The organism is Acanthopleuribacter pedis (assembly GCF_017377855.1).
Taxonomy (GTDB): Bacteria; Acidobacteriota; Holophagae; order Acanthopleuribacterales; family Acanthopleuribacteraceae; genus Acanthopleuribacter; species Acanthopleuribacter pedis.
In genome coordinates this window covers 1-21,684 of the sequence record NZ_JAFREP010000005.1, presented here as the reverse complement: position 1 = coordinate 21,684, position 21,684 = coordinate 1, and the positions used below count along the sequence as shown (strand labels likewise).

The following is a 21,684-nucleotide window of genomic DNA, read 5'->3' as shown; positions in this document are numbered from 1 at the left end:
GCCGAGATAACAAGGGGGTTCTTTTGGATCAGGAACAAAATATTGATGAATGGTTGCTCGACGACGGCATCGGTACCAACTTATTTGGCGCCGACACCCTGGTTCAACTCAACAGCAAAGGGAAACAGGGCCGCGAGCTGGAAGAATACATTGAGGACATTAAGGAAAGTGCGCGGGTTGCCATCGACCAATCGATCGCCATTTTAACGCCGTGGTTTTTCTCAAACATGCCGCAATTTTATTACCAAACAACACCACGCGCCGAAAAAGTGCGCGATTTGCATGCGGTTATTACGGGTCACATCTTCGAAAGTAAGCAAAAGTTACAACTTTGGAACCGGCACCGTACCAAAACGACCTTTCTCGCGCCCGGCAACGACGAGCAGGTCTTTTTCGATATTGCCGAGTCGGTTCGCCGCCACCAGGTCACCAACGGCGCGATGTACACGTCCAACGACCGCCTGCTGTTAATCTCGACCTTCTTCACCAACGAATTTTCGCCGGTGGACATGGAAAACGAGAAAAACCGCGCCAAGGTCGAAAAGGCGCTGGATCTGCTCAAAAAAGAAGACAACCCGGAGGCGATGAAGGATTTCATTCGCAACCTGGACGACCAGATGGTGGTTCACACCACCCCGGAACGCATGGCGCGTTTGTACCGCCTGTTCCACCTCGCCAAAGATCGCGAGGACGCGGTGACGCACTTGGTGCCGGATTACTTCAACGAATACGCGCGCCTCGACATTGCCTACAAAAAGATGCCCATCGCCAAAACGCTGGCCAGCCTGTTGTACCTGTTTGATCGCTACGAGTTTCAGGTCAACCGCTGTATGTTCGCCGAGGTCAACGCCCATACGGATACACCGATCACGGTGTTTACCTTCATTTTCCGGCACACCGAGGGGCAGCGCGTCAGCAGCAAAATGGTGCCCTTCCTCAAGCTGAACAAAGCCTGCAAATCACTGCGTTGGGTCGACACGGATCACTTCGATTCGATGTGGCGCCGCCACGGCGGTCCCGATATCGGCGACTTCTCACTGAACGAAATCAACCTCATTCGCTCGATTTCGGTTTGGTCGCAAATCTTCCTGAGCAAGCGCAACCCATACTACTACTCAGAAGAACGGGTCCGCAAAACCTTCACGCGCTTCCCGGAAATCCTGCGCCTGCTGGTCGACCTCTTCAAGGCGCGTTTTGACCCACGCCAGGCGGGCAGCAACCAGGACCAAATCAACAAGTTCGAAGCGCAGATTCTCGAGGGGATCGGCGACATCAACATCCGCATTGAGAAGGATATCTTTAGCGAGTCGCTTAACTTTATCCGCCACATTCTCAAAACCAACTACTTCTTCCCGCGCAAAACCGGTTTGTCCTTCCGCATGGATCCCGACTGCCTTAATCCCGAGTTTTACCCCAACAAACCCTTTGGGTTTTTCTTTATGTTGGGCCGCGAGTACCGCGGTTTCCAAGTGCGTTTCCGCGACACGGCGCGCGGGGGCATGCGCATCTTGATGCCCCGTGACGCCAGTCAGTACGAGGCCTCGTTTGCCGGTTTGTTCGACGAGGTTATCGGCCTGTCCTACGCACAGCAACTGAAAAACAAAGACATTCCCGAGGGCGGCGCCAAGGCGATCCTGTTGCTTTCCCCGGATGCCGATAAAGAAACCGCCGCGTTGGGTGCGGTCGATTCCATCCTCAACCTGATCACGACCGATCCCAAGTCCGGCAAGTTGGACAGCAACATCATCGATTACTTCGGCCACGAAGAAAACATCTACCTCGGCCCCGATGAAAACTGCACCAACGACCTGATCGAAGCCTTTGTGCGTCAGGCACAGCGCCGCGGTTACAAGTACCCGAACGCCTTTATGTCCTCGAAACCAGGCGCGGGTATCAACCACAAGGAATACGGCGTGACCAGTGAAGGCGTGAACGTGTTCCTCGACAACCTGCTGTTGGAACTGGGCATCGACCCCCGCAAGCAATCCTTCACGGTAAAGATGACGGGTGGTCCCGACGGCGACGTGGCCGGCAACGAGCTCAAAATCCTCAACCGCGAATACGGCGACAACGCCAAGGTGGTCGCGGTGGCCGACGGCTTCGGTGCGGCCTACGATCCCGAGGGCCTGCATTGGCCCGAACTCTTGCGGTTGGTCAACGAAAGCGAATCGATCATGAAGTTCAACGCGGAACACCTGAGCGGCAATGAAAAGGCATTCGTGATTCCCGCGGACACGGTCGAAAACACCCGTACCCGCAACAACCTGTACGCGCTGGCCGAGGCCGATGTCTTCATCCCCGCGGGTGGTCGCCCCTACACGGTGAACAGCGACACCTGGCAACTCTTCAAAAAAGCCGGCGGTGGCCTGACCGCCAAAGCGGTGGTCGAAGGCGCCAACATCTTTTTCACGGAAACGGCCCGCAAAAACTTGCAGAAAGAGGGCATGTTGATGTTCAAGGACAGCTCGGCCAACAAGTGCGGCGTGATCTGTTCCTCCTTCGAAATCCTGGCCTCACTCATCCTGTCCACGGAAGAGTTCATGGACATCAAGGACATCTACGTGTCCCAGGTTTTGGAGAAGTTACGCCAAAAAGCCGACAACGAGGCCAAACTCCTGTTGTCCGAATGGCGCGAGGCCGGCAAAAGCAGCACCCTGGTTGAGCTGTCGCTGGTGCTTTCCAACGTCATCAACCGCGTCACCGACTTGGTCGCGGTGGACCTGGCCAAACTCTCCGATGAAGAACTGCGTTCCTCGCTGAACCAACACATTGTCTACAGCTACGTCCCCGACATTTTGGTGGATCGCTTCAAGGAACGCCTTTTCCGCGACATTCCCCGCAGCTACCTGGATGCCATCATCTCGGCGGATACGGCGGCGCGAATTGTTTACGCGGAAGGCATCTCCTGGCTGCAAAAACTGACCGATGAGGACCTGGTCAAAACGGTACGCCTCTACATGGTCAAGGAGCAGCAGGTCGAGGAAATGCTCAGCAGCCTCAAGGGGACCAAGGCACCGTTCGCCAAGGAAATGGCGCTCATCCTGCGCAAGGCCGGTGCCCGTGCCCTGACGCAAATGGAGCGTTCCCTCACCTAAACGCGCCCTTCCGGGGCAACCAAATTACGAAAGGGAAAGGCCGCGGCCTTTCCCTTTTTTGTTGCACCGTGCTTTTTTCAACGGCCGTTGAAAGCAACGCGGCCCCGCTAACCCGGCACCCTGATCACCCCATGCCGCGGCGAAATTTTTTTCTTTATTGGATTTTGTTCAGAAGCGCGCGTACCTAAGTAGACGGCGACAAAGAGGGTCGCGCCCCCCGCCGGCTGTTTCTCACATTCAACTTTTATATTTCACCACCCTTTGGAGACCAACATGCGTTGTATATTCCTGCTCTTGGCGACAGCCGGGCTTGCCACCTTTGCCCAGGACAGCGGTTTTTGGACGAATCGCAAAGATTTCACCCAACAAGGTTATACCGAATTTGCCTACGCCGGTTCTTATCTGTATGCCGCACGCCCTTGTGAAGGCATCGACATTTTTCAACTCGACGCCGACAACCGTTTGACCCATCTCAACTTTTTTCCGTTGCCTGGTGACACCGTGGAAGACATACGGATTCGCGGCAATCGACTGTTTCTCCAAAACGCCTTGGCCGAGCAAATGACCTATCTACAATGGTACGACCTCAGTGACCCCGTCATGCCGGTTTTTGAGAACCAGCGCCGGGTCCGCGAAACCTATTTGGTATGGTTTGTGAGTGAGGACGGGGGCACCTTATACGAACATGGTTTTATCGGTTTTCCCCTATACGGCATCACGCGCATTGCGCTCGACCATCCCCATTTAGAAGAAACGCCCTTCGCCATCATCGACGACAATCGGACCGGCTACGATAAGATCGTGGTAGAGGGCGACCAGGTTTATCTTTTGGGTTTCCGAAGGGTTTCCGCGGCAACCCTTAAGGTGGGCACGGGTGCGGTGGTCACCGACACCAAGGAAATCGTCCTAAATGGGTTTGATTTCAAACTGATGGACAACGGCGAGGTGCTGTTGGTCCAGACCGAAGACTTGTTGTACGTCTATGATGTCAGTACGCCCGGTCGTCTCATCCACCGTACAACCGCTCCCTCGGAAATTGACGCGGAACGCGAGGCCCAACTGGTGCTGGACCGGCAGCTACTCCTGGCAATTTCCGAAACCCAAATCCGCCAATTCTCCCTGGCCAACCCCGGCAATCCCCAACTGGTCGAAGCGGAATTCGCCCATTGCCAACCTTGTTTGATCGATCCGGCCGAACAACGCCTCCTCGCGCCCGGCTACGACGGCCTCACCATTCAGGATTACAGCGCCGGAATCGCCACAACCACAACCAGCTTGCGCGAGGCCCACGGCACCTTTACGGACGTGGCTTGGCGCGACGATTTGGTCGTCGGCTTCAGTGACGGCGAGCTGTGGTTCCTCGATTGGTCGGACCCCGACGCACCGCGCGTCACCCAACGCCTCACCGTGGGCGGCTTGCGCGCCGATCTCAGCTTTTCCGACAACTACTTGTACACCCAAATTCTGGACCGCGAGGCACGCGACAATCAGCGCTTGCGGGTGTTTAACGTGGCCAACATCAACCGCATCTTCCAGGTAGACTTCTTCGATTTCGATGACAGCCACCAGGACGGCGCCCGTTTGGTCGGCATTAAAGACAGAAAGATTTCCATCTATTCACTCAACCCCTGGAACCTGCACACCCCCTTGGCCGAATGGTCACCCATCTCAGATAGAGATACCTACAGCGACCAGGATCGCGTGTTTTTAAAAGACAACTTCATTTTGACCACCGTCGGCCATCGTTGGAATATTTTCCAATTCACACCAAGCGGCATTCAATTCCTCTCCTCGCATTTTATGGGCGCACGCGCCTTCCTGTGGATGGGCGACGTTTTGTACATCGCCGACAGCCGCCTCATCGTGCTAGACATGAGCAACCCGGCCGACCCGCAAGTCATCACCACGGCACCCCTCGGCCACCCCCCGTGGGGACCGGCACGCCTGAGTACCCCCTTTAACAACAGCTTGTTTGTCTCGGGTTTATATGGAACCACACACTTTGACATTAGCGATATCCGAAACCCGAAACAAACCACGCTCTCGGTGACTGGCTTAAACGGGGATCCGGCGATACAAGGCAACGAGGGTTTGTTTATCACCGAATGTCCCAGCGGCTTGGCTCGCGTCTCTTTTTTCGATTGTGATCCGCCCATTTTCAACGATCCCCCAACGCGGGTTGTTGTCTGTGAAGGGGAAAACACGGTCATCGATTCCGGTCTCATTGGCGAATACCAAAACATCATCTGGATGCGCGACGGCGAGGTGATCCCGGGCGAAACCGGCACCACCCTGGCGGTGCAAGGCCAGGCAGGCCCACCGGTTCGCTACAGTTGCGCGGTGAGTGGGACCTGTGATTTTGCAACCCTGATCGATATCGACGTGATCAGCGGTACCTGTGATTTGTCGTCCGCTTATGCGCGCTGGCAAACCGACGGCTACTTCTGTGACCGCCTGAACCCCACGGTGTTGGATTTCGCCGCATCGATCAACAGCGGCGATACCTGTCCCTAACCAAGCACGAACCCCACATTAACCTGTGAAAAGAATTCTCGGTACACTGGGACGCAACCGGTCGTCGGATCGCCGGCCGGTTTGCTCGCCCCGAACCTTCGGGTGTCGCTGAGCGGAACATCTCTTTATCAAAGCAAGATCCTAACCCGCCAACAAAACCATACGCCCCGCTCGTTGGAGGAGCACCCCATGCGTCACTTCATTCTTTTCAGCTTTTTCATGGCGGCAAGCTGTTCACTAACCGCTCAAACCCCGCCCAACTGGACCCGGCAATCCAGCTTCATTCAGCAGGAATACGATGCCTTTCGTTATGCCTCGGACCGCATTTACGCCCACCGGGCCTGTGAAGGCATCGACGTCTACGAACTCAACAACCTGTCCGAGGTTCGCTTGCTCAACCAAATCGCCGCCCCGGCCGACGCGCTGGTCGCGCTCCACATTCACGGCGAAACCTTGTTCCGACTCACGGAAAACGCCCTACACACCTACAGCTTGGCCGACCGCGATCAACCCGTCGAAACCGCGGTTTACGACTTGAGTCACGTTGCCCACGTCCGCAACATGGCCGTGGTCGACGACATGATCACCGTGTTAACCGAAAACTACCGCGGGGGCGGTTTCTTCGTGCGGTTCAACCGCAACGCCGTCGACCCGCGACCCACGACCATCGAAATCCCCGATTATCCCGGGTACGACCGCGAGGTAATCAACATCCTCGTCAAGGACACTATTTTTTACGTGATTCCCAGGGGGAGCGGCACGAAAATCGTGGAACTGGTCAGCGAGAGCGAGGCAAGGTACCTGGGCAACATCCAAGGCATTTCGAGCCCTTACAACGGGGCCTTTTTACCCAACGACGATTTTCTGGTATTGGATTCCGGCAGCGGTTTTTATGTGTTCGACGTTTCCAATCCAGAGGAACCGTTCCTTTTGGGCCGGGACCGACGCTGAGGCTTCAGCCAGGGCGTTCAAATCTTGGTTGACGGGTCCTTGGTGCTGGCGGCAAACGAGGATACGGTCATCCAATACGATGTCAGTCGACCGGACCTACCCACCCAGGTCGACAACGACTTCTCTCCCTGTTATCCCTGCCTGATGGACGGTTCACGCAACCGCGTGCTCGGCATCAAAAACAATCGGCTTTCGGTACAGACCTACGGCGCCGAATTCTCGGCGACGGAACACGCGCTTCGCACCGCATTCCCACGTTTTACCGCGCTTGCGTTCCAAGATGAGCTGGTGGTGGGGTTTTCCGAGGGACGACTTGCCTTTATCGACTGGTCCGACGAAGTCGCGCCTCGGGTTTTGGCCGATTTTAACCTTGGCGGCGATGAAGCCCACATCGGCTTTACCGGTGAGATGGTACGGGTTCAGATCAACAGCCGTTTATCGACCGACACCCAAGGTTTGTTCATTTACGGCGTGTCCAACCGCGACCAAATCACGCGGCGCCACTTCTTCGGTTACCACGCGAGTGCCCAAGTCGACGATTACCTGGTGGGAATGGACGACGAACGCGTGTATCTTTACCCCGCCAACCCGTTCGATTTTTCCCGGCCCCTGTTCACATACCTCCTTCCAAGTGCCCACCGACCGTTTAACGAACTTCATTTCAAGGACGACCTTTTGCTGGTTGGCGAAGGGCGTTTTGATGTCATCCTCGTGCTTCGTTTGGTAAACAATCGGCTGGAGCTTGAAGGGGAACTCGATATCAACCACTTTGGGATTTTACACCGCCGGGACAACATCTACCTTAAGTACTTTCACGTGCAGGCCTGGGACATTTCCGATTTGGCGGAACCGCGAATGATCGGTGAATTCGATAGAAACGGCCGTTCCATCACCCGCACGGTGGCTGAAGACCGCTACCTCTATGCAACCGGCGGCTTTTCCTCCTCGGGCCTCAGCGTCATCGATCTCGGCGAGCCGACCAACATGCGGGTCGTCCAAACCCTGCCGGCATACGCCGCCCCACCCGCGTTTCACGGGGTCGACGTGGTGGTCCCCACCCTGTGTCCACCCGGTTTGGAACGGGCACGTTTGGCAGGCTGTACCGAACCCGAGGTTCAAGCTCCACCGGCCCAAAGTTTTAAGTGCGAATCGACCCAGCTCGTCCTAAGTATTCCCCCAATTTTGGGAGAAGAAGTGACCTATCGTTGGACACGGAACGGCATGCTTTTGGAAAACGAGACCACCAGCACGGTGTTCATCCAAGAACTGATCGAATCCAGCGACGTCTACACCTTAACCGTCACCAACACCCGCGGTATCAGCACCTCGGTTTCGACGGAAGTGTTCCCCACGGTCTGCACCCTCGCCTTGGGTTATGCCCGCCGGCAAACACCGGAAACCTTTTGTTCCACCGCCAATCCAACCGTGTTGACCTTTATCGCTTCGCTCAACAACAACGGTTTCTGCCCGCGGTAGCCACCGAACCCACCAAAAAAGCCGGTGATCCTCGAGACCGGATCGCCGGCTTTTGTGCTTGCAGGTCGTCGGTTTGGTTATGGGCGGGTGGCCGATTGGCGATCCACCCAGCAGCGTTGCCGCTCGAACGGGTAAGAAGGCAAGGCGACCCGGTGGGGATGGTCTTCGCCGTAAAACTGCTTCCACTGGACGTCGACACCCGCGAGCCACAGCTCGGCAACCTGCGACAGGATGAAGTGGTCGGTAAAGGGACCGTGGGCCACGCGCAAGCCGTTGGCCTCCAAGGCGGGCTCCACACCACTGGGTTGGTCCTTGCCGCTTACATCAAAGATGTACATAAACCCGGCGTTTTCAATTTCGGCAAAGGCCTCGTCTTTTTTACAGGCCCCGGCGCGGTAATGCTCGATGTATTCGGGAACAGGTATGCCCTTAAAGCCGCTGTCACCGCCGATGAGCCCGGAGTACCACGTCAACTCGGGTACCTTAAAACGAACCGGTAGATCGTCGGGACCCACCTCGCCGCCTGCTTGCAGGCATTGCCGCAGCAGCGCCACCATTTGCGGCAAACCGGCGGCACCGGCCACGGCCGCGGCGACCAAATCGCCCAAACCCTGCCCGACCACCGCGCGCGGGGTCACGCCGCGGAAGCGCCACCAGTCGGTAATCACATAACAAGCGAGCAGGTGTGCCACGGCTTTGTCGACTTCTTCCAAGCCGTCCAAGTTGGTTTCTTTGACCCGCTTCAGGAAACCCAAACCGCCGTCGTTGTTAAGGCCGGCCCGTTGCCAGAGGTTGATAAACATGGTGGAACAAATGGGTTCGTCGTGAATGAAGTGCAGTTCGGCCAAGAGCCGGGATTCATCCACCGACCCGTAATAAAACACGGGATCCACGCTTTCGGAAACCTCGTGGGCGCCGCGGAAGGCAACCGGTGCTTCGTCCCCGCGCAAGGCCTCGATTAACTCCTCCAGGGAGGTCGCCACCCAACCCATGCGATGGGCAAAAGGTTTGCGGCCGATTTGTAGGGTAAAGGCTACATCAGCGGGCTGGAGACGCTGCTTGGGTTCGGTCAGAAACGTCGCCAAGTTCTCGCGAATGGTCGCCAAGGCGGTTGGCGTGCGCGCGGAAATCGGGAAAAAATAGGCCGCGCGCCGCTGGGTCTGCCGTTCTTGCGGCGGGGCTTGTTCCACCACCATAAACACGTTTGTTCCACCCGCGCCGCGGATATTCACCCCGGCCCGACGCGGGCCGTTGGATTCCGGCCATTCCTGATTCTCCAGCACGGGGACAAAGGGGGTACTGGGGAAATCAATTTTGGGATCGGGATGTTCGAGGTTGGCGATTTTGGGAATAAAGCCGCGGTCAACGGCACAGGTCGCTTTAAGTAACCCGGCGATCCCGGACGCGGCCGAGAGGTGCCCGATGTTGCCCTTGGGCGAACCCAACAGACAAAATTCGTTCTCCAAAGCACCGTCGGCACGAAAGGCGTGGCTGAGGGCACGAACCTCGATATGGTCGTCGGTCGGCCAAGCCAAACCCATGCCCTCCAGGTACTGGAGCGAGGAGGCGTGGGCGCCGCTTACGGCCAAACCCTCAATCGCCGCGGCGGCGATGCCGCTGACCGAGGAGGAGCTGAACTGGGCTTTGTCGCCACCGTCGTTGGTGGTCGCGGAGCCGCGAATGACGGCCACGATGTTGTCGCCGTCGCTCAACGCGTCTTCGAGGCGCTTGAGCAGCACCACCCCGCCGCCGGCACCGCGGATAAACCCGGAAGCGTCTTTGTCGAAGGGTTGCATGCGCCCGGATTTGGCGTGGAAATCTTTTTCCTCGGCCAAGTAACCGCCCAGTTTATGCACCAAAATCGAAACCCCGCCCGCCAAGGCCATGTCGCACTCTTCCTCAAGCAAGGCGTTGCAGGCATTGTGAACCGCAACCAAGGCGGAGCTGCAACCGCACTTAATGGTGTAGCTGGGACCGGTCAGGTTGAGGTGGTAGGAAACCCGGCTGGCGACAAAGTCGTTGCTGTTGGCCGATTCCATATCGTCGATGGTAATTTCGCCCATGAGGCGCGGCATTTCGGGGATCAGGTTAAAAATGAGATAACTGCTTTGGTCGGCGGCGGCAAACACACCGACAACATCGCCGCCGGCGGATGGGTTGTAGCCGGCACTTTCAAACGCTTCCCAGCAGCACTCGAGAAAAATACGCTGCTGCGGGTCCATCACATTGGCAAAAGATTTGGGGATGTCGAAAAAATCGGGATCAAACTGGTCGACACCACCCATGGCACACATCACCCGTTTGAAGGCGGGCATCTGTAAAAAGCGCGGATCGGCACCCAGGGCCAAGGACTGTTCGTCGCTCAATGGCACAAAGGCGTCGCGACCGGCACAGAGCATCTCCCAGAACGCATCAACTGAAGCGGCGCCGGGAAAGCGACCACTCATACCGATGATCGCAACCTCGGTACCATTCATCTCCCACATGACCGGCCTCCTAAAAAGCCAAGATATTAAGTGATTAAAAGTGAGCCGAATGATCGCCCTTAAGACAGGACAATTTCTTTGCGGCTCTTGCGGGCGGCACGGCGAATCCCGCGCTGCTTGCGAGAATGCAGGTCGGCATATCGATCACTGCCTGCCTCCAAGAGCGCGGCGTCCGAGGACCATTTCAGCGCTTGCAACTCCTCGGCGATTTCTTGGATTTTCGGCCCTTCGAGCAGGAACACCACGGGCAAATCCACTTCCAAGTAAGTTTCCAACAAGTTGGCTATTTCCGTCGCGGTGACGGAATCCACGCCGACGGAACTCAATGTCGTGTGTGGGGCAATTTTAGCCTCCGCCAATCCTGGTTGGCCACGTAAAATTTCACTCACCAACCGTGTTAACAGCACCCGGCGCGTTCGCGGCTCGGTGGTTTCAAACATGTCGGTGACCAGCTGACGGCACAATACCTCGTCGTGGCCGGTCGTTTTTTGTGACAACAAGTCCTCACCCAGCACCTCCAGCTCGCCGTCGAGAAACAACTGGCGACAGGTACTGCGGCGAATTTTGCCACTCGAGGTTTTGGCAATACTGCCCTGCTTGATCAGGACAATCCCATGGGCGCGAACCTCAAACGCCTCGGAAATGGTGCGGCGGACGACCTCAACCACCTCGGGATATTGGTCGGGTTTGCACTTGCGAAGAATCTCTTGGACCAGCACCAGTTGTTCCTCGCCGTCAATCTCCACGGAGAAGGCGGCGGCGGCGCCGGACCGGATCGCCGGGTGGCAGGTTTCGACAGCGCGTTCAATATCGTGCGGGTAATAGTTGCGGCCGCGAATGATGATCAGATCCTTGAGACGACCGGTGACAAACAACGCATCGTCCTGGAAGAACCCCAAATCGCCGGTGCGCAGGAAACGCCGACCGGGGAAGGCTTCCAAACGCGCTTGAAACACGGCCTCGGTCAGCTTGGGACGGTTGAAATAACCCTGGGCAATGCTCGCACCGGAGGCCCAAATCTCGCCGATGACGCCGGGTTCACAACGTTCGTGGGTTTGGGGATCCACGATTTCCACCAAATGATCGGCGACCGGCTCCCCGCAACCGACGAGGGCACGCGAGGTTTCGGGGTCGGCGTTGGGCACGGCCGCATGTTCTTCCAGTTTCTCCTCGTCGAAACGACGAATCACATGGGCTTCGCGATGATTGCCGCCAGTCAGAATCAAGGTGGTTTCGGCCATCCCGTAACAGGGATACAGGGCCTCAGGTCTCAGGTTACAGGCACCAAAGGTGTCAACGAAACGGTCGAGCGTGCGCGGCGCAATGGGTTCGGCCCCGTTAAACGCCAATTCCCAGGAACTCAAATCCAGCTCGGCCAAATCCTTCTCGGTCACTTTTTGGAGACAAAGTTCGTAAGCGAAGTTGGGCGCACCACTGGAGGTGGCGCGGTAACGGCTAATCGCACGCAACCAGCGCATGGGTCGCCGCAAAAAGTTAAACGGCGCCATCATGATGACGCGAATACCACTGTAATAAGGTTGCAAAATACCGCCGATTAAACCCATGTCGTGATAGGGCGGCAACCAAATGACCCCGACGGTGCCCGCATGAACACCAAAGCAGCGGCTGATTTGTTTGGAGTTATCCAAGATGTTGGCATGGCTGAGCATCACGCCCTTGGGTTTGCCGGTACTGCCCGAGGTGTACTGCAAAATCGCGATGTCCTCGGCATTGACGCGCGGCTCGCTCCAGTCGTAAGCCCAATCACTGGAAACCTGATCGGTCGGAATAAAGTGAGGACCGTTCCCCCGTTCATCTTCAAATAAGGAGGCGGCCATGCTGTGAATGTCGGTATTACAAAGCACCACATTCACATGGGCGTCTTCAATAATAGACAGCAGACGCGGAATGTTTTTTTGCAGGGAAGCGCGGTTCGGCGGGTAGGCGGGAACAGCCACCACGCCGGCGTAAAGACAGCCGTAAAGCGCGGTGATATAGGGTAAACCCGGCGGGAACAGCAGCAGCGCACGGTCACCCGGTCGCGCAACCGACTGGAGCTTGGCGGCAATGGCACGCGCTTCAATGTCCAATTCGTGATTGGTAAGGATCGCTTCTTTGCCGTCCCCATCCTCAAGAAAGGTATAGGTCGCGTGATCGGGCCGATCCTGGGCTCGCCACCGCAGCAATTCTAAATAGGTAGAAACAGAAGAGAGGCTGGTCATAGGGATGTTCACTCTTTTCGGGATTTGAACGTCAATTTTTCAACCCAGCACGAGTAACAGGAGCGGTGAAACATCGGTCCCCAAGGTGAAACCATAAATCAGCATGCTTTACTTGCGGTCCTCAGAGGAAAACCGGGTGTCATTCGCCCCATGTCGGGAAGCAGCCTGAGTCATCGCTCCCAACACAACACATTGCCAAAGTCACTCGATTTGAGAAGGTTAGAACTCAAGATTAAAGCATAGTCACAGGTGGATTGTCCCCCTCCATCCTGCTGCTATGTTTGTCACTTGGGTTCAGGTTTATGCATGGACCCCAAGTCCTAAATCACGCCTTAGCACACGAAATGCGATGCTAAGCCCTTTGTATAGCCTAACCCACAAGCCGTGGGCGGACCCACGAGAAGTGGGTGAATCAGCGATCAAGCGCTTACGAAGGGCCAAGTATAGCGAATTTTCGCGGGTTTTCCAAGGATAACTTAGCCCCCGCGAAACCCCGAACACCATGCGAAAAATCACGCTCTCCATCACTTAACAAAAATTTAACAATCATTCCATCCAGGGAATCCACTTGCCGCCAAGAAAACAACCATCGTAAACACTTTATGCCGGCTGCTTCTATTTTCCCCCACCAAAGTCCCCGCCACCGCCCAACCCCCGATCATTTCGCTTGGTTTGCCGTTCGCCGCGATGGTAACCTTCTGATGCGATGCTCCACTTTTTGCGCTAAAAGCGCCGTGTATGCGGCCCAGCCAACCCTTTTCGGCTTTTGATCACCCCCGGCGGGCACCCCTCCGGGCCCGAATCCACAAGCCCTTGGCGCAAGCGTGACCATCCGCATTATTTTTTTGAGCCACCCTTTTTCTGGATTCGCGGTCTTATTGTCGCCGCCCTCCATCGCCCGCGCGGTTCACCGCGCTTGGATGCGCTCAGCTTGCACGAAGGACTCCCTTATGGAACAGCAAGAACCCACCCCCCAACCGGCCGCACCTTCCCTGCTCCAGGCATTGGCGCCGGTCGCCCTACTCATTTTCCTTTTGTTTGTCTCAGTTCAGTTTTACGGCAGCGATTCAAGCTACGGCCCCAACCAAATCGCCCTCATGTTATCCAGTATCGTCGCCGCCCTCGTCGGCATGCGCAACGGACTGACCTGGAAACAAATGGAAGCCGGCATGGTTCACGGCATTTCACTTTCCATGGGCGCCATGTTCATTCTGCTCATCGTCGGCTCCCTCATCGGCACCTGGATTCTCGCCGGCATCGTGCCCACCATGATTTATTACGGCATGCAGATCCTAAGCCCCACCATCTTTTACGTGGCCTCGTGCATCATCTGCGCCTTTGTTGCCCTCGGAACCGGCAGTTCTTGGACGACCGCAGGGACCATCGGTCTTGCGCTGGTCGGCATCGCCACGGCATTGGATCTCAACCTCGGCGCCACCGCCGGCGCGGTCATCTCCGGCGCCTATTTCGGTGACAAACTCTCGCCGCTTTCCGACACCACCAACCTGGCCCCGGCGATGGCGGGCACGGACCTCTTCACCCACATCGGCCACATGCTCTGGACCACGGTGCCCAGCATGATCCTGGCCTGCATCCTCTTTACCATCCTCGGGTTTGTCTACCAGCCCGGCACCGGCGAAGCCGATCTGGCCACCTACCTCAACCTGCTCAACGAACATTTCACCATTTCACCTCTGATGCTGGTGCCACTGCTGATCGTGCTGGGTTTGGTCATGAAAAAAATGCCCGCCTTTCCCGCGCTCCTGATCGGCGCATTGATCGGCGCCGTCTGGGCCATGCTGTTCCAACAACAAACCGTGTTGGCTTTTGTCAACGACGACACCATGAGCACCTTCCCCGCCCTGGTCAAAGGTTGCTGGACGGCCCTACACAGCGGTTTTGCGATTAGCACGGAAAACGAAGCCTTTGACAAACTCCTCTCCCGCGGCGGCATGTCGAGCATGCTCAACACCATCTGGCTGATCATCGCGGCGATGATGTTTGGGGCCTCGATGGAAAAAACCCGCTCCCTCGAGGTCATCGCGGGCCAGGTACTTAAGCTCGCCAACTCAACCGGTTCTCTGGTTTTGGCGACCTTATCCACCAGCATGGGGATGAACATCATCGCGGGCGATCAATACATCGCCATCGTGATTCCCGGCCGCATGTTCCGCGCGGAATTCGAAAACCGCGGCCTGGCCCCGCAAAACCTGTCGCGCTGCCTCGAAGACGCGGGCACCTTGACCTCGGTGCTGGTTCCCTGGAACACCTGCGGCGCCTACATGGCAACCACGCTCGGCGTCGCCACCGGCACCTACTGGTACTTCTGCTTCTTCAACATGTTTAACCCGATCATTTCCGCCATTTACGGCTTCACCGGGTTCAGCATGATCAAACTGGAAAAAGGCGAAAACGCCTAATTTCCATTGCCAAAAACCGCTTGTTCGGTTCGGTTTAACAAAACCCGTGCGACCCGCTCCTTGTCCAAAAACTTGGGGCGGGTTTTTTCCAAGATGGTCCGCGCGCTTTCTGAATAACCCGCGCCGGCAAGCCCTTCGATCAATTCGCACAAAGACCGCGTCGGTAAACGATAGCCGGGGACGAGACGGTCCAGTTCTTCCCAGACAGTCAGAGCCTCGCGCCATGATTGCCGCGCAATCAAGTGGTCAAACAAAAAAGTGCCCGACTCGGCCAGGTAAAAGGGTTCATCAGCCGCGCACGCCTGTTCCCAGTAGGCCGCGAGCACCGTCGCCTCGTCGGGACGCCGCCTTGCTTTTTGGGCACTTTGTTTGATCGGGGCCTCCTCGCGCGGCACCGGTGGTCGCGCTTCCAGCCAAGCTGATTCCCGCAAGCAGCGTGGGTTGGCCAGCAGCGGGTTAAGCGGGTACAACCCCTTGCGATAGGTCATCGCGGCAACACCCAGCCCAAAGAGAAAACCGGCGCCGTGGGCCACATGGGCAATGGCAATGCCCGGCATGGAAGAAGCGGCGCCGGCCGGCTCAACCCAAATCTTTAAAACGACCAGCTCCAGAAGGTACAGCATCAGGGCGACGGCAATCGGCCATCCGGGCGGTGCGGAGGCAACGAGAAAATCGCGACCTCGCGACTGAAGCCGCGGCATTACATAATAGAAAAAGTACATGCCCATCACGACAAAAACCGAACCCGAGAAGCCAATCAGAAAGCGATTGGCGGCGCTGGGCAAAACGACCAGGTAGGCGACGCCCGCGAACACGCCCCCCCAAAAAAACGCCCCGAACAACCAGCGACGACGGACCCAATACTCAAGGGTTTCCACAAAAAGCACGAACATAAACCCGTTCATGAGCAGGTGAAACCAGTTGGCGTGAAAGAACAAATACGTGATGAGGTTAATGGGTTCAAAGGCGTGCGCTTTGAGGGCGAACCGGTACTTGCCGTTGGCCAACATCAGCTTATGCGCCAGCGCTTTGAATCGCGCGCCCGCGGAACTGACACCCGCCCCGGGCGCCGCGTCAAAGCGGCGGGGCAATTGAACCCACGCATCGGGCGCGGGCACCTCGGCGAAGCGCGCCTCAATCTGGGATACCAGCCGGGCCGCCTGTTGCGGATTCACTCGATGTACGCCGGCGATAAAACTGGGGTTGTTGGCGTACCAGTAGTTGTCCCCTTCCAGCACCACATCCGGGTGCTGAAGGTAGAGCTGGACCAAGGCGTCGCGGTCCCGAAAAAAAGAAGCGTCGGGAAAACGGGCCAAGGCGATGGTCCAGAGATTACACATCAAAAGAAAAAGGGTGAAGGACACCGTCACATAAGGCGGGCGATACGCCAAAGTGCGGAGCATATCCTTTCCTTTCATACAGCAAACCTCGTCGCATGAGGATTGCGAGGAAGCGCGAAATTTCGCGCGCCTTCGCTTGGGGTGGCGGGCCGGCGCCTTCCGGTCATCCCGCCGTCAATACCATCCTATCGGTTGCGACGACAGATGGGACAAGTGGTTGGGCGCCCGCGCCAAGGTTCGATTCGTGGGCACAACCGACCGCCTAGGGCAACAGCCGGGAAATCAGCCCCCACAAGGTGGCGACATGTTGCTGGGATTGGTGAATCTGCCCGAAGGACACGCGAATCACATAACGATCACGCAAAACGGTGTGTGACAGATAGGCTTCGCCACTGTCGTTGACCGCTTTCATCAAAGCCTTGGTCGCCGCGTCGTCGTCCAAATGGAAGCATACCGTGTTGATTTTGGGCTCGGTGAGCAGGTGCGTGCGGGGTTCGGCGCGAACTTGGTCGGCGAACCAACGGGTCATGTTCAGGTGCGCGCGAATTTTGTCCTGCAAACCGGCCACCCCGAAGCAGCGAATGACGTACCACAGTTTCAGCGCCCGAAAACGGCGCCCCAACTGGGGACCCCAATCGCGAAAATTCTCGACGACCGCGTCATGGCCGGCCTTGAGGTATTCGGGATTAATGGCCATCGCTTTTTTAAGTGCGTCAGGCGACTTCACCAAAAGGACGGAACAGTCAAAGTTGGTGAACATCCATTTATGCGGGTTGAAACAGAAGGAATCGGCCCGTTCGGTTCCGTCGAGGATCCAGCGCATCTCCGGCAAAATGGCGGCGGTGCCGGCCAAGGCCGCGTCCACATGATGCCACATGTTGTTGGCTTCACAGATATCGGCCACCGCGTGAACGGGATCAATCGCGGTGGAGGAGGTGGTGCCCACCGTGGACATCACGAAGGTAGGCCGAAAGCCGGCCGCGATATCCTCGGCAACCATTTGGGCCAAAACGGCGGCATCCATGGCGAAATCGTCGTCGTTCCCCGGCACCAGCCGCAAGTAACGCTCGCCGAAACCGGCCATCCACACCGCTTTTTGCATGGAGGAATGGGCGTGTTTGCTCGCGTACACGGTCATGGGTTGTTGTTGGTAAAAACCGGATTGGTTCACATCGGCAACTTGCTCCCGCGCCGCGAGCAAGGCACAGAAGGTGGCGGTGGAGGCCGTATCCTGAATGCAACCACGCCAGGGAAGTTTGAGCATGTGGCCCAGCCAATCGATCATGCGCATTTCCAGTTCGGTTGCCGCGGGTGAGGTGACCCAGCTCATGCCGTTCACACCCAAGCCGGCCGACAGCAGATCACCCAAAATGCCGGGGCCACTGTGGTTGGCGGGGAAGTATGCGTAAAAACGTGGATCGTTCCAATGGGTGGTGTGGGGCAGGATCAGCGATTCAAAATCGGCGAACACCTGCTCGCCCGGCTCGGCTTCTTGGGGCGGTTCCATGGGCAATTGCGCCAGCACCTCACCGGGTTGTGTTTTGGGAAAAACGGGACCGTCGTAACCGTTGGTCATGTAATCCGCAATCCAATCAATAACGTCTTTTCCGTGCTTGCGGAAACGTTCGTGTTGCATGGGAGTTCCTTTCAACTATCGCGGTGACGCGGCGATATTGCCGCCGTCCACGGTAAACAGGGTGGCGGTGCTTTTGGCGGATTGGTAAAGGTGCAAAAAGGCACGGGCCACATCCGCCGCGGTCACCTCGACGGACAACATGTTGGCACGGAAGTAAGCGGCCGGTTCCAAACCCCGTTTGGCGGCACGCTCCGCGACCAACTTCTCGTCAAACAGGCCGGTGCGAATGCGGTCGGCATTAACCGCCATCACGCGAATTTGGTCGCCGGCCAACTCCACCGCGTACTGTTTGGCGAGGGCGATTAAGGCCGCTTTCGCCACGCTGTAGGCCCCAAACCCAGGGCCGGGATTAAAGGCGCTTTTGGATGCGTTGAACAAAATACAACCGCCGTGCCCCTGGGCTTGCATCACCTTGCTCGCCGCGGCGGCAAGGTACTGGTGCGACAAAAGATTGATGTCCAAGCTGGCTTTAAGGGCGTCGGTCGTTTCGGCAATCGGTCCGGTAAAGGCGCGCCCCGCGTTGGAAATCACGCAGTCGAGCCCGCCAAACAGGGTGACGGCGTGGTCACACAAACGCTGAACATAAGCCGCGTCGGTGATATCACCGGCAAGGGTCGTCATCCCAACCTTGTGGTTTTTGGCAAGGGCGCGACGGGTTTCGCTCAAACGTTCCCCGTCCACGTCCGCCAACACCAGGTTGGCACCCTCGGCGGCAAAGATTTCGGCACAAGCACGGCCGATACCGCCGGCGGCACCGGTGACCAGCACCACCCGGCCCGCCATCGGCGCCGGTTTCTTTTTACCGAGTTTGGCTTGTTCCAGCGACCAGTATTCCATGTCAAACATGTGGGCGTCGTTCAGCGGTTGGTAGCGCCCGTATGGTTCGGCGGCGCGTTGCACCACCAGCGTTTGCTGCCACAAGTCGGCGGCGACGGCCGCGGCGGAACGGGTCGGCGCGGCGGTGACCAGACCCAAACCGGGGATCAGGAACACAATCGGCAGCGGATTGAGTCGTTTTTTGTCGGTACCCTTGTTTTTCTGCTGGGTCTCGAAGTAGGTCACGTATTCGGCGACATAGTCGGCGACGGCTTTTTCCAGATAGCCGCGTACCTGATCGGGGGCGGCGGGCGGGCGCAGGATCAGCGGCTTCTGTTTGGTGCGAATCACATGGTCGGGTGTAATCGGCCCGCGACGCGCCAAATCATCCAAATCATCGCGTTCGAGGAAGTCCAAAATCTCTTGATTGCGGCGCACCACCAAAATCTGGGCGCCGCGGGAATGCGCGGCGGTGACCAGGGCTGAGCGCAAATGGTTGAGCACGCGGCGCTGCGTCTCGCTGACCACCGCGCCCAAAACGGACGGGGCCGGTGGCGCAACCCGAATCGCGGGATTTTTGCGCAATTCACGCTGGGCGAGCGCGACCTTATCGATCATGCGCTCGTAGGCGATCTGGGCCGTGTCACCAAAAGTGAAAATACCGTGATTGATCAGGATCAAACCTTCAACCGAGGGATCGGCCTCATAAACCTCGGCCGCCTTTTGGGCGAGGTCGAAACCCGGCATGATGTAGGGCACAATGCCCATCGTGTCGCCGTAAACCCGGCGGCACACCGCCTCGGCATCGGGTTGGTTGGCAAGAGCCAACACCCAGTTGGCGTGGGTGTGGTCGATAAATTTGTGGGGCAGGAAGGCGTGCAGCAGGGTTTCCACCGAGGGGTTGGGCGCCGAGGCGTCCATCAGGCAGCGGCGCACCGCATTCACCATCGCTTCGTCACTCAAGCTGGGACATTCACGTAATTCGAGCAAAGGTTTCAGCGCGACCGCGGGCAGGCCGGCCGGCGCGATGCCGCCCAAATCCCAGCCACTGCCTTTGACGCAGAGCACATCAACGGGGCGGCCCAATTCATCGCATTGTTGGGTTTTCACGGAGGTATTGCCGCCGCCGTGAAGCACCAACCCGGGATCGCTTCCCAGCAAACGGCTGGTGTAAACCCGGTCGGCCAAATCGGCCCCCTGTTCGGCAAATTGGCCTCGGAACGCTTCGGCGTCTTCGTCGCGCCAGGCACTTTGAATCACAGTCATACCTCACCCTCGTTTTGGTTGTTCGATAGTTCGGGCTAGCTTAGCCTGAAGGCGGGACGCGGACAAGCCATGGGCGCAAAAATCGGCAACACCTTCGTCAGGCCACAACCATACATGCTTCGGCCAAGGACAGGGTCAGGTTCCGCCGCCCATGGGATCTCCGAGATGGGTAAACATGTTAACCCCCAAAAACCAGCTGGTTTTTAGACAGCCTGCGACCAAGCGCGGACATCAACACGGATTCCATCCTCGTCCATTTTCTGCTTCAGCGCTTCTTAGGTGAAATGCTTGATCCGAAAGAGACAACGGCGAAACCGAGCCCTACGCGCCAAATTTTCGAACATCACCCGCGCGGCGGTTCACGACGTCAACAACGAGGCGGAAATCGAACGCTTTTGCGAAGCAGTCGCGGACAAAACACAAGCATTTCTCAACAAACAACTTAAATCACGCAAGAAGAAAACAACACAAAACAGATATTCTCCACCAAAAAAGAAAACAACACAAAACACGTATTATCCTTTAAAATACTGGACCAACCCAAACCCCTGTTAAAACCGAATATCGCACACCCCAAACCGAACGGCGCCGCCCTGTTTTGCACTTCTTCACTAACTTTGTTGCGGCACCTGCTTGGGGCGTCCTCTCTTTAACCGGGCGACGGCTCATTTTTTAAACTGTAGGTGTGTTGTCATGATTCGGTCCTTCTTTGTTTGGCTTGCCTTGGCTTGTGCCGTCTGCTTCGCCCAAGAGCCTCCCTCCGTCGTACTCGATCCCTTGCCTGAATTCACCCGCGAGGACAGTGTCACCCTTTCCGGGACCGTAACACCCGCCGACAGTGTCGTGACGCTTGGGTCGCTTGCCGTCACCGTCAATCCCGACGGTACCTTTTCCCACCCCCTCACGCTGAACGACGGTTTTAACAGCTTCTTTTTAGCCGCCACCCATGGCGATGATCCACCGTTTCAACGCGGTTTGACCCTCACCCGCGACACGCAACCACCCACCTTGACCCTCACCGGAGTTTCCGACAGGGCGCGGGTCAACCGCACCCCCTACACCCTCGTCGGGCGGGTCGCCGACGACCACGACGACCGGCTCAGCCTCACCCGCGACGGCAACCCCGTCGTGCTGGAAAACGGTGCCTTCCGCGACCCCGACCTCGCCCTTCAACCCGGTGACAACCGCTTTACCTATCTGGTCACCGACCGCGCCGGCAACAGCGCCGAACAAAGCATCACCCTCTCTTTTAACGACCAGCCGCCGCAACCCGCGATCACCGCCCCCGACCACCTTGCCGCCGGCGACAACTTCACTTTCGCCGTCTCCTTCGCCCAGCCCGAACACATCGCCGCCTACCGCGTCATCCTTAACCAAACCACCCTGCACCAAGCCGAGGACGGTGCCCCCTTCCAAATCCAACAGGTCGCCGACGGGAACGAAACGCTGTTGCGTTTTTCCG

General features: G+C 57.4%; 11 protein-coding genes. 6 read left to right on the top strand and 5 right to left on the bottom strand.

From position 1 onward, the window contains the following. Nucleotides 1-23: 23 nt before the first annotated feature. The 4 genes from J3U88_RS06815 (at nt 24) to J3U88_RS06800 (ending at nt 8,036) form a co-directional block, all read left to right on the top strand. Nucleotides 24-3,095, top strand: a complete 3,072-nt coding sequence (locus J3U88_RS06815; RefSeq protein WP_207857780.1) for an NAD-glutamate dehydrogenase domain-containing protein — start codon at nt 24-26, stop codon at nt 3,093-3,095. 273 nt (nt 3,096-3,368) lie between these two features. Beyond that, a complete protein-coding gene (locus J3U88_RS06810) occupies nt 3,369-5,609 on the top strand; it encodes an LVIVD repeat-containing protein (RefSeq protein ID WP_207857778.1) in 2,241 nt (746 codons plus the stop codon). 189 nt (nt 5,610-5,798) lie between these two features. Beyond that, nucleotides 5,799-6,560 (top strand): LVIVD repeat-containing protein, encoded by a 762-nt coding sequence (locus tag J3U88_RS06805; RefSeq protein WP_207857776.1) that lies wholly within the window; start codon nt 5,799-5,801, stop codon nt 6,558-6,560. Between the two features lie 24 nt (nt 6,561-6,584). Continuing rightward, nucleotides 6,585-8,036 carry a hypothetical protein gene (locus tag J3U88_RS06800; protein ID WP_207857775.1) on the top strand — a complete coding sequence of 484 codons (1,452 nt, stop codon included), beginning with the start codon at nt 6,585-6,587 and terminating at the stop codon, nt 8,034-8,036. 77 nt (nt 8,037-8,113) lie between these two features. Here J3U88_RS06800 and J3U88_RS06795 read toward each other — a convergent pair whose 3' ends face one another. Then, the gene (locus J3U88_RS06795) at nt 8,114-10,522 is read right to left on the bottom strand and encodes a beta-ketoacyl synthase N-terminal-like domain-containing protein (RefSeq protein WP_207857773.1); all 2,409 of its coding nucleotides are present in this window, start codon (nt 10,520-10,522) and stop codon (nt 8,114-8,116) included. Between the two features lie 59 nt (nt 10,523-10,581). After that, a complete protein-coding gene (locus J3U88_RS06790; RefSeq protein ID WP_207857771.1) occupies nt 10,582-12,744 on the bottom strand; it encodes an AMP-binding protein in 2,163 nt (720 codons plus the stop codon). Between the two features lie 950 nt (nt 12,745-13,694). On the opposite strand from J3U88_RS06790, the gene nhaC reads away from it, so the two are divergent. Further along, entirely contained in the window at nt 13,695-15,164 is a 1,470-nt protein-coding gene (gene nhaC, locus J3U88_RS06785) for a Na+/H+ antiporter NhaC (protein WP_207857769.1), read from the top strand. Here nhaC and J3U88_RS06780 read toward each other — a convergent pair. The 3 genes from J3U88_RS06780 to J3U88_RS06770 form a co-directional block, all read right to left on the bottom strand. Then, nucleotides 15,161-16,582, bottom strand: coding sequence for a rhomboid family intramembrane serine protease (locus J3U88_RS06780; protein WP_207857767.1), 1,422 nt, complete (start codon nt 16,580-16,582; stop codon nt 15,161-15,163). The two genes, nhaC and J3U88_RS06780, sit on opposite strands and share 4 nt — an antisense overlap. Nucleotides 16,583-16,766: 184 nt before the next feature. Then, nucleotides 16,767-18,140 (bottom strand): pyridoxal phosphate-dependent decarboxylase family protein, encoded by a 1,374-nt coding sequence (locus J3U88_RS06775; RefSeq protein WP_207857765.1) that lies wholly within the window; start codon nt 18,138-18,140, stop codon nt 16,767-16,769. Between the two features lie 15 nt (nt 18,141-18,155). Continuing rightward, nucleotides 18,156-20,222 carry a bifunctional aldolase/short-chain dehydrogenase gene (locus J3U88_RS06770; RefSeq protein WP_207857763.1) on the bottom strand — a complete coding sequence of 689 codons (2,067 nt, stop codon included), beginning with the start codon at nt 20,220-20,222 and terminating at the stop codon, nt 18,156-18,158. 693 nt (nt 20,223-20,915) lie between these two features. Between J3U88_RS06770 and J3U88_RS06765 the strand changes: the two genes are divergently transcribed. Next, on the top strand, nt 20,916-21,684 hold a 769-nt coding region (locus J3U88_RS06765; RefSeq protein WP_207857761.1), incomplete at its 3' end, for a hypothetical protein.

Coding starts and splice junctions, on each gene's coding strand:
- J3U88_RS06810 (WP_207857778.1), top strand. CDS start 3,369: ATGCGTTGTATATTCCTGCTCTTGGCGACAGCCGGGCTTGCCACCTTT.
- J3U88_RS06805 (WP_207857776.1), top strand. CDS start 5,799: ATGCGTCACTTCATTCTTTTCAGCTTTTTCATGGCGGCAAGCTGTTCA.
- J3U88_RS06795 (WP_207857773.1), bottom strand. CDS start 10,522: ATGTGGGAGATGAATGGTACCGAGGTTGCGATCATCGGTATGAGTGGT.
- J3U88_RS06790 (WP_207857771.1), bottom strand. CDS start 12,744: ATGACCAGCCTCTCTTCTGTTTCTACCTATTTAGAATTGCTGCGGTGG.
- nhaC (WP_207857769.1), top strand. CDS start 13,695: ATGGAACAGCAAGAACCCACCCCCCAACCGGCCGCACCTTCCCTGCTC.
- J3U88_RS06780 (WP_207857767.1), bottom strand. CDS start 16,582: ATGAAAGGAAAGGATATGCTCCGCACTTTGGCGTATCGCCCGCCTTAT.
- J3U88_RS06775 (WP_207857765.1), bottom strand. CDS start 18,140: ATGCAACACGAACGTTTCCGCAAGCACGGAAAAGACGTTATTGATTGG.
- J3U88_RS06770 (WP_207857763.1), bottom strand. CDS start 20,222: ATGACTGTGATTCAAAGTGCCTGGCGCGACGAAGACGCCGAAGCGTTC.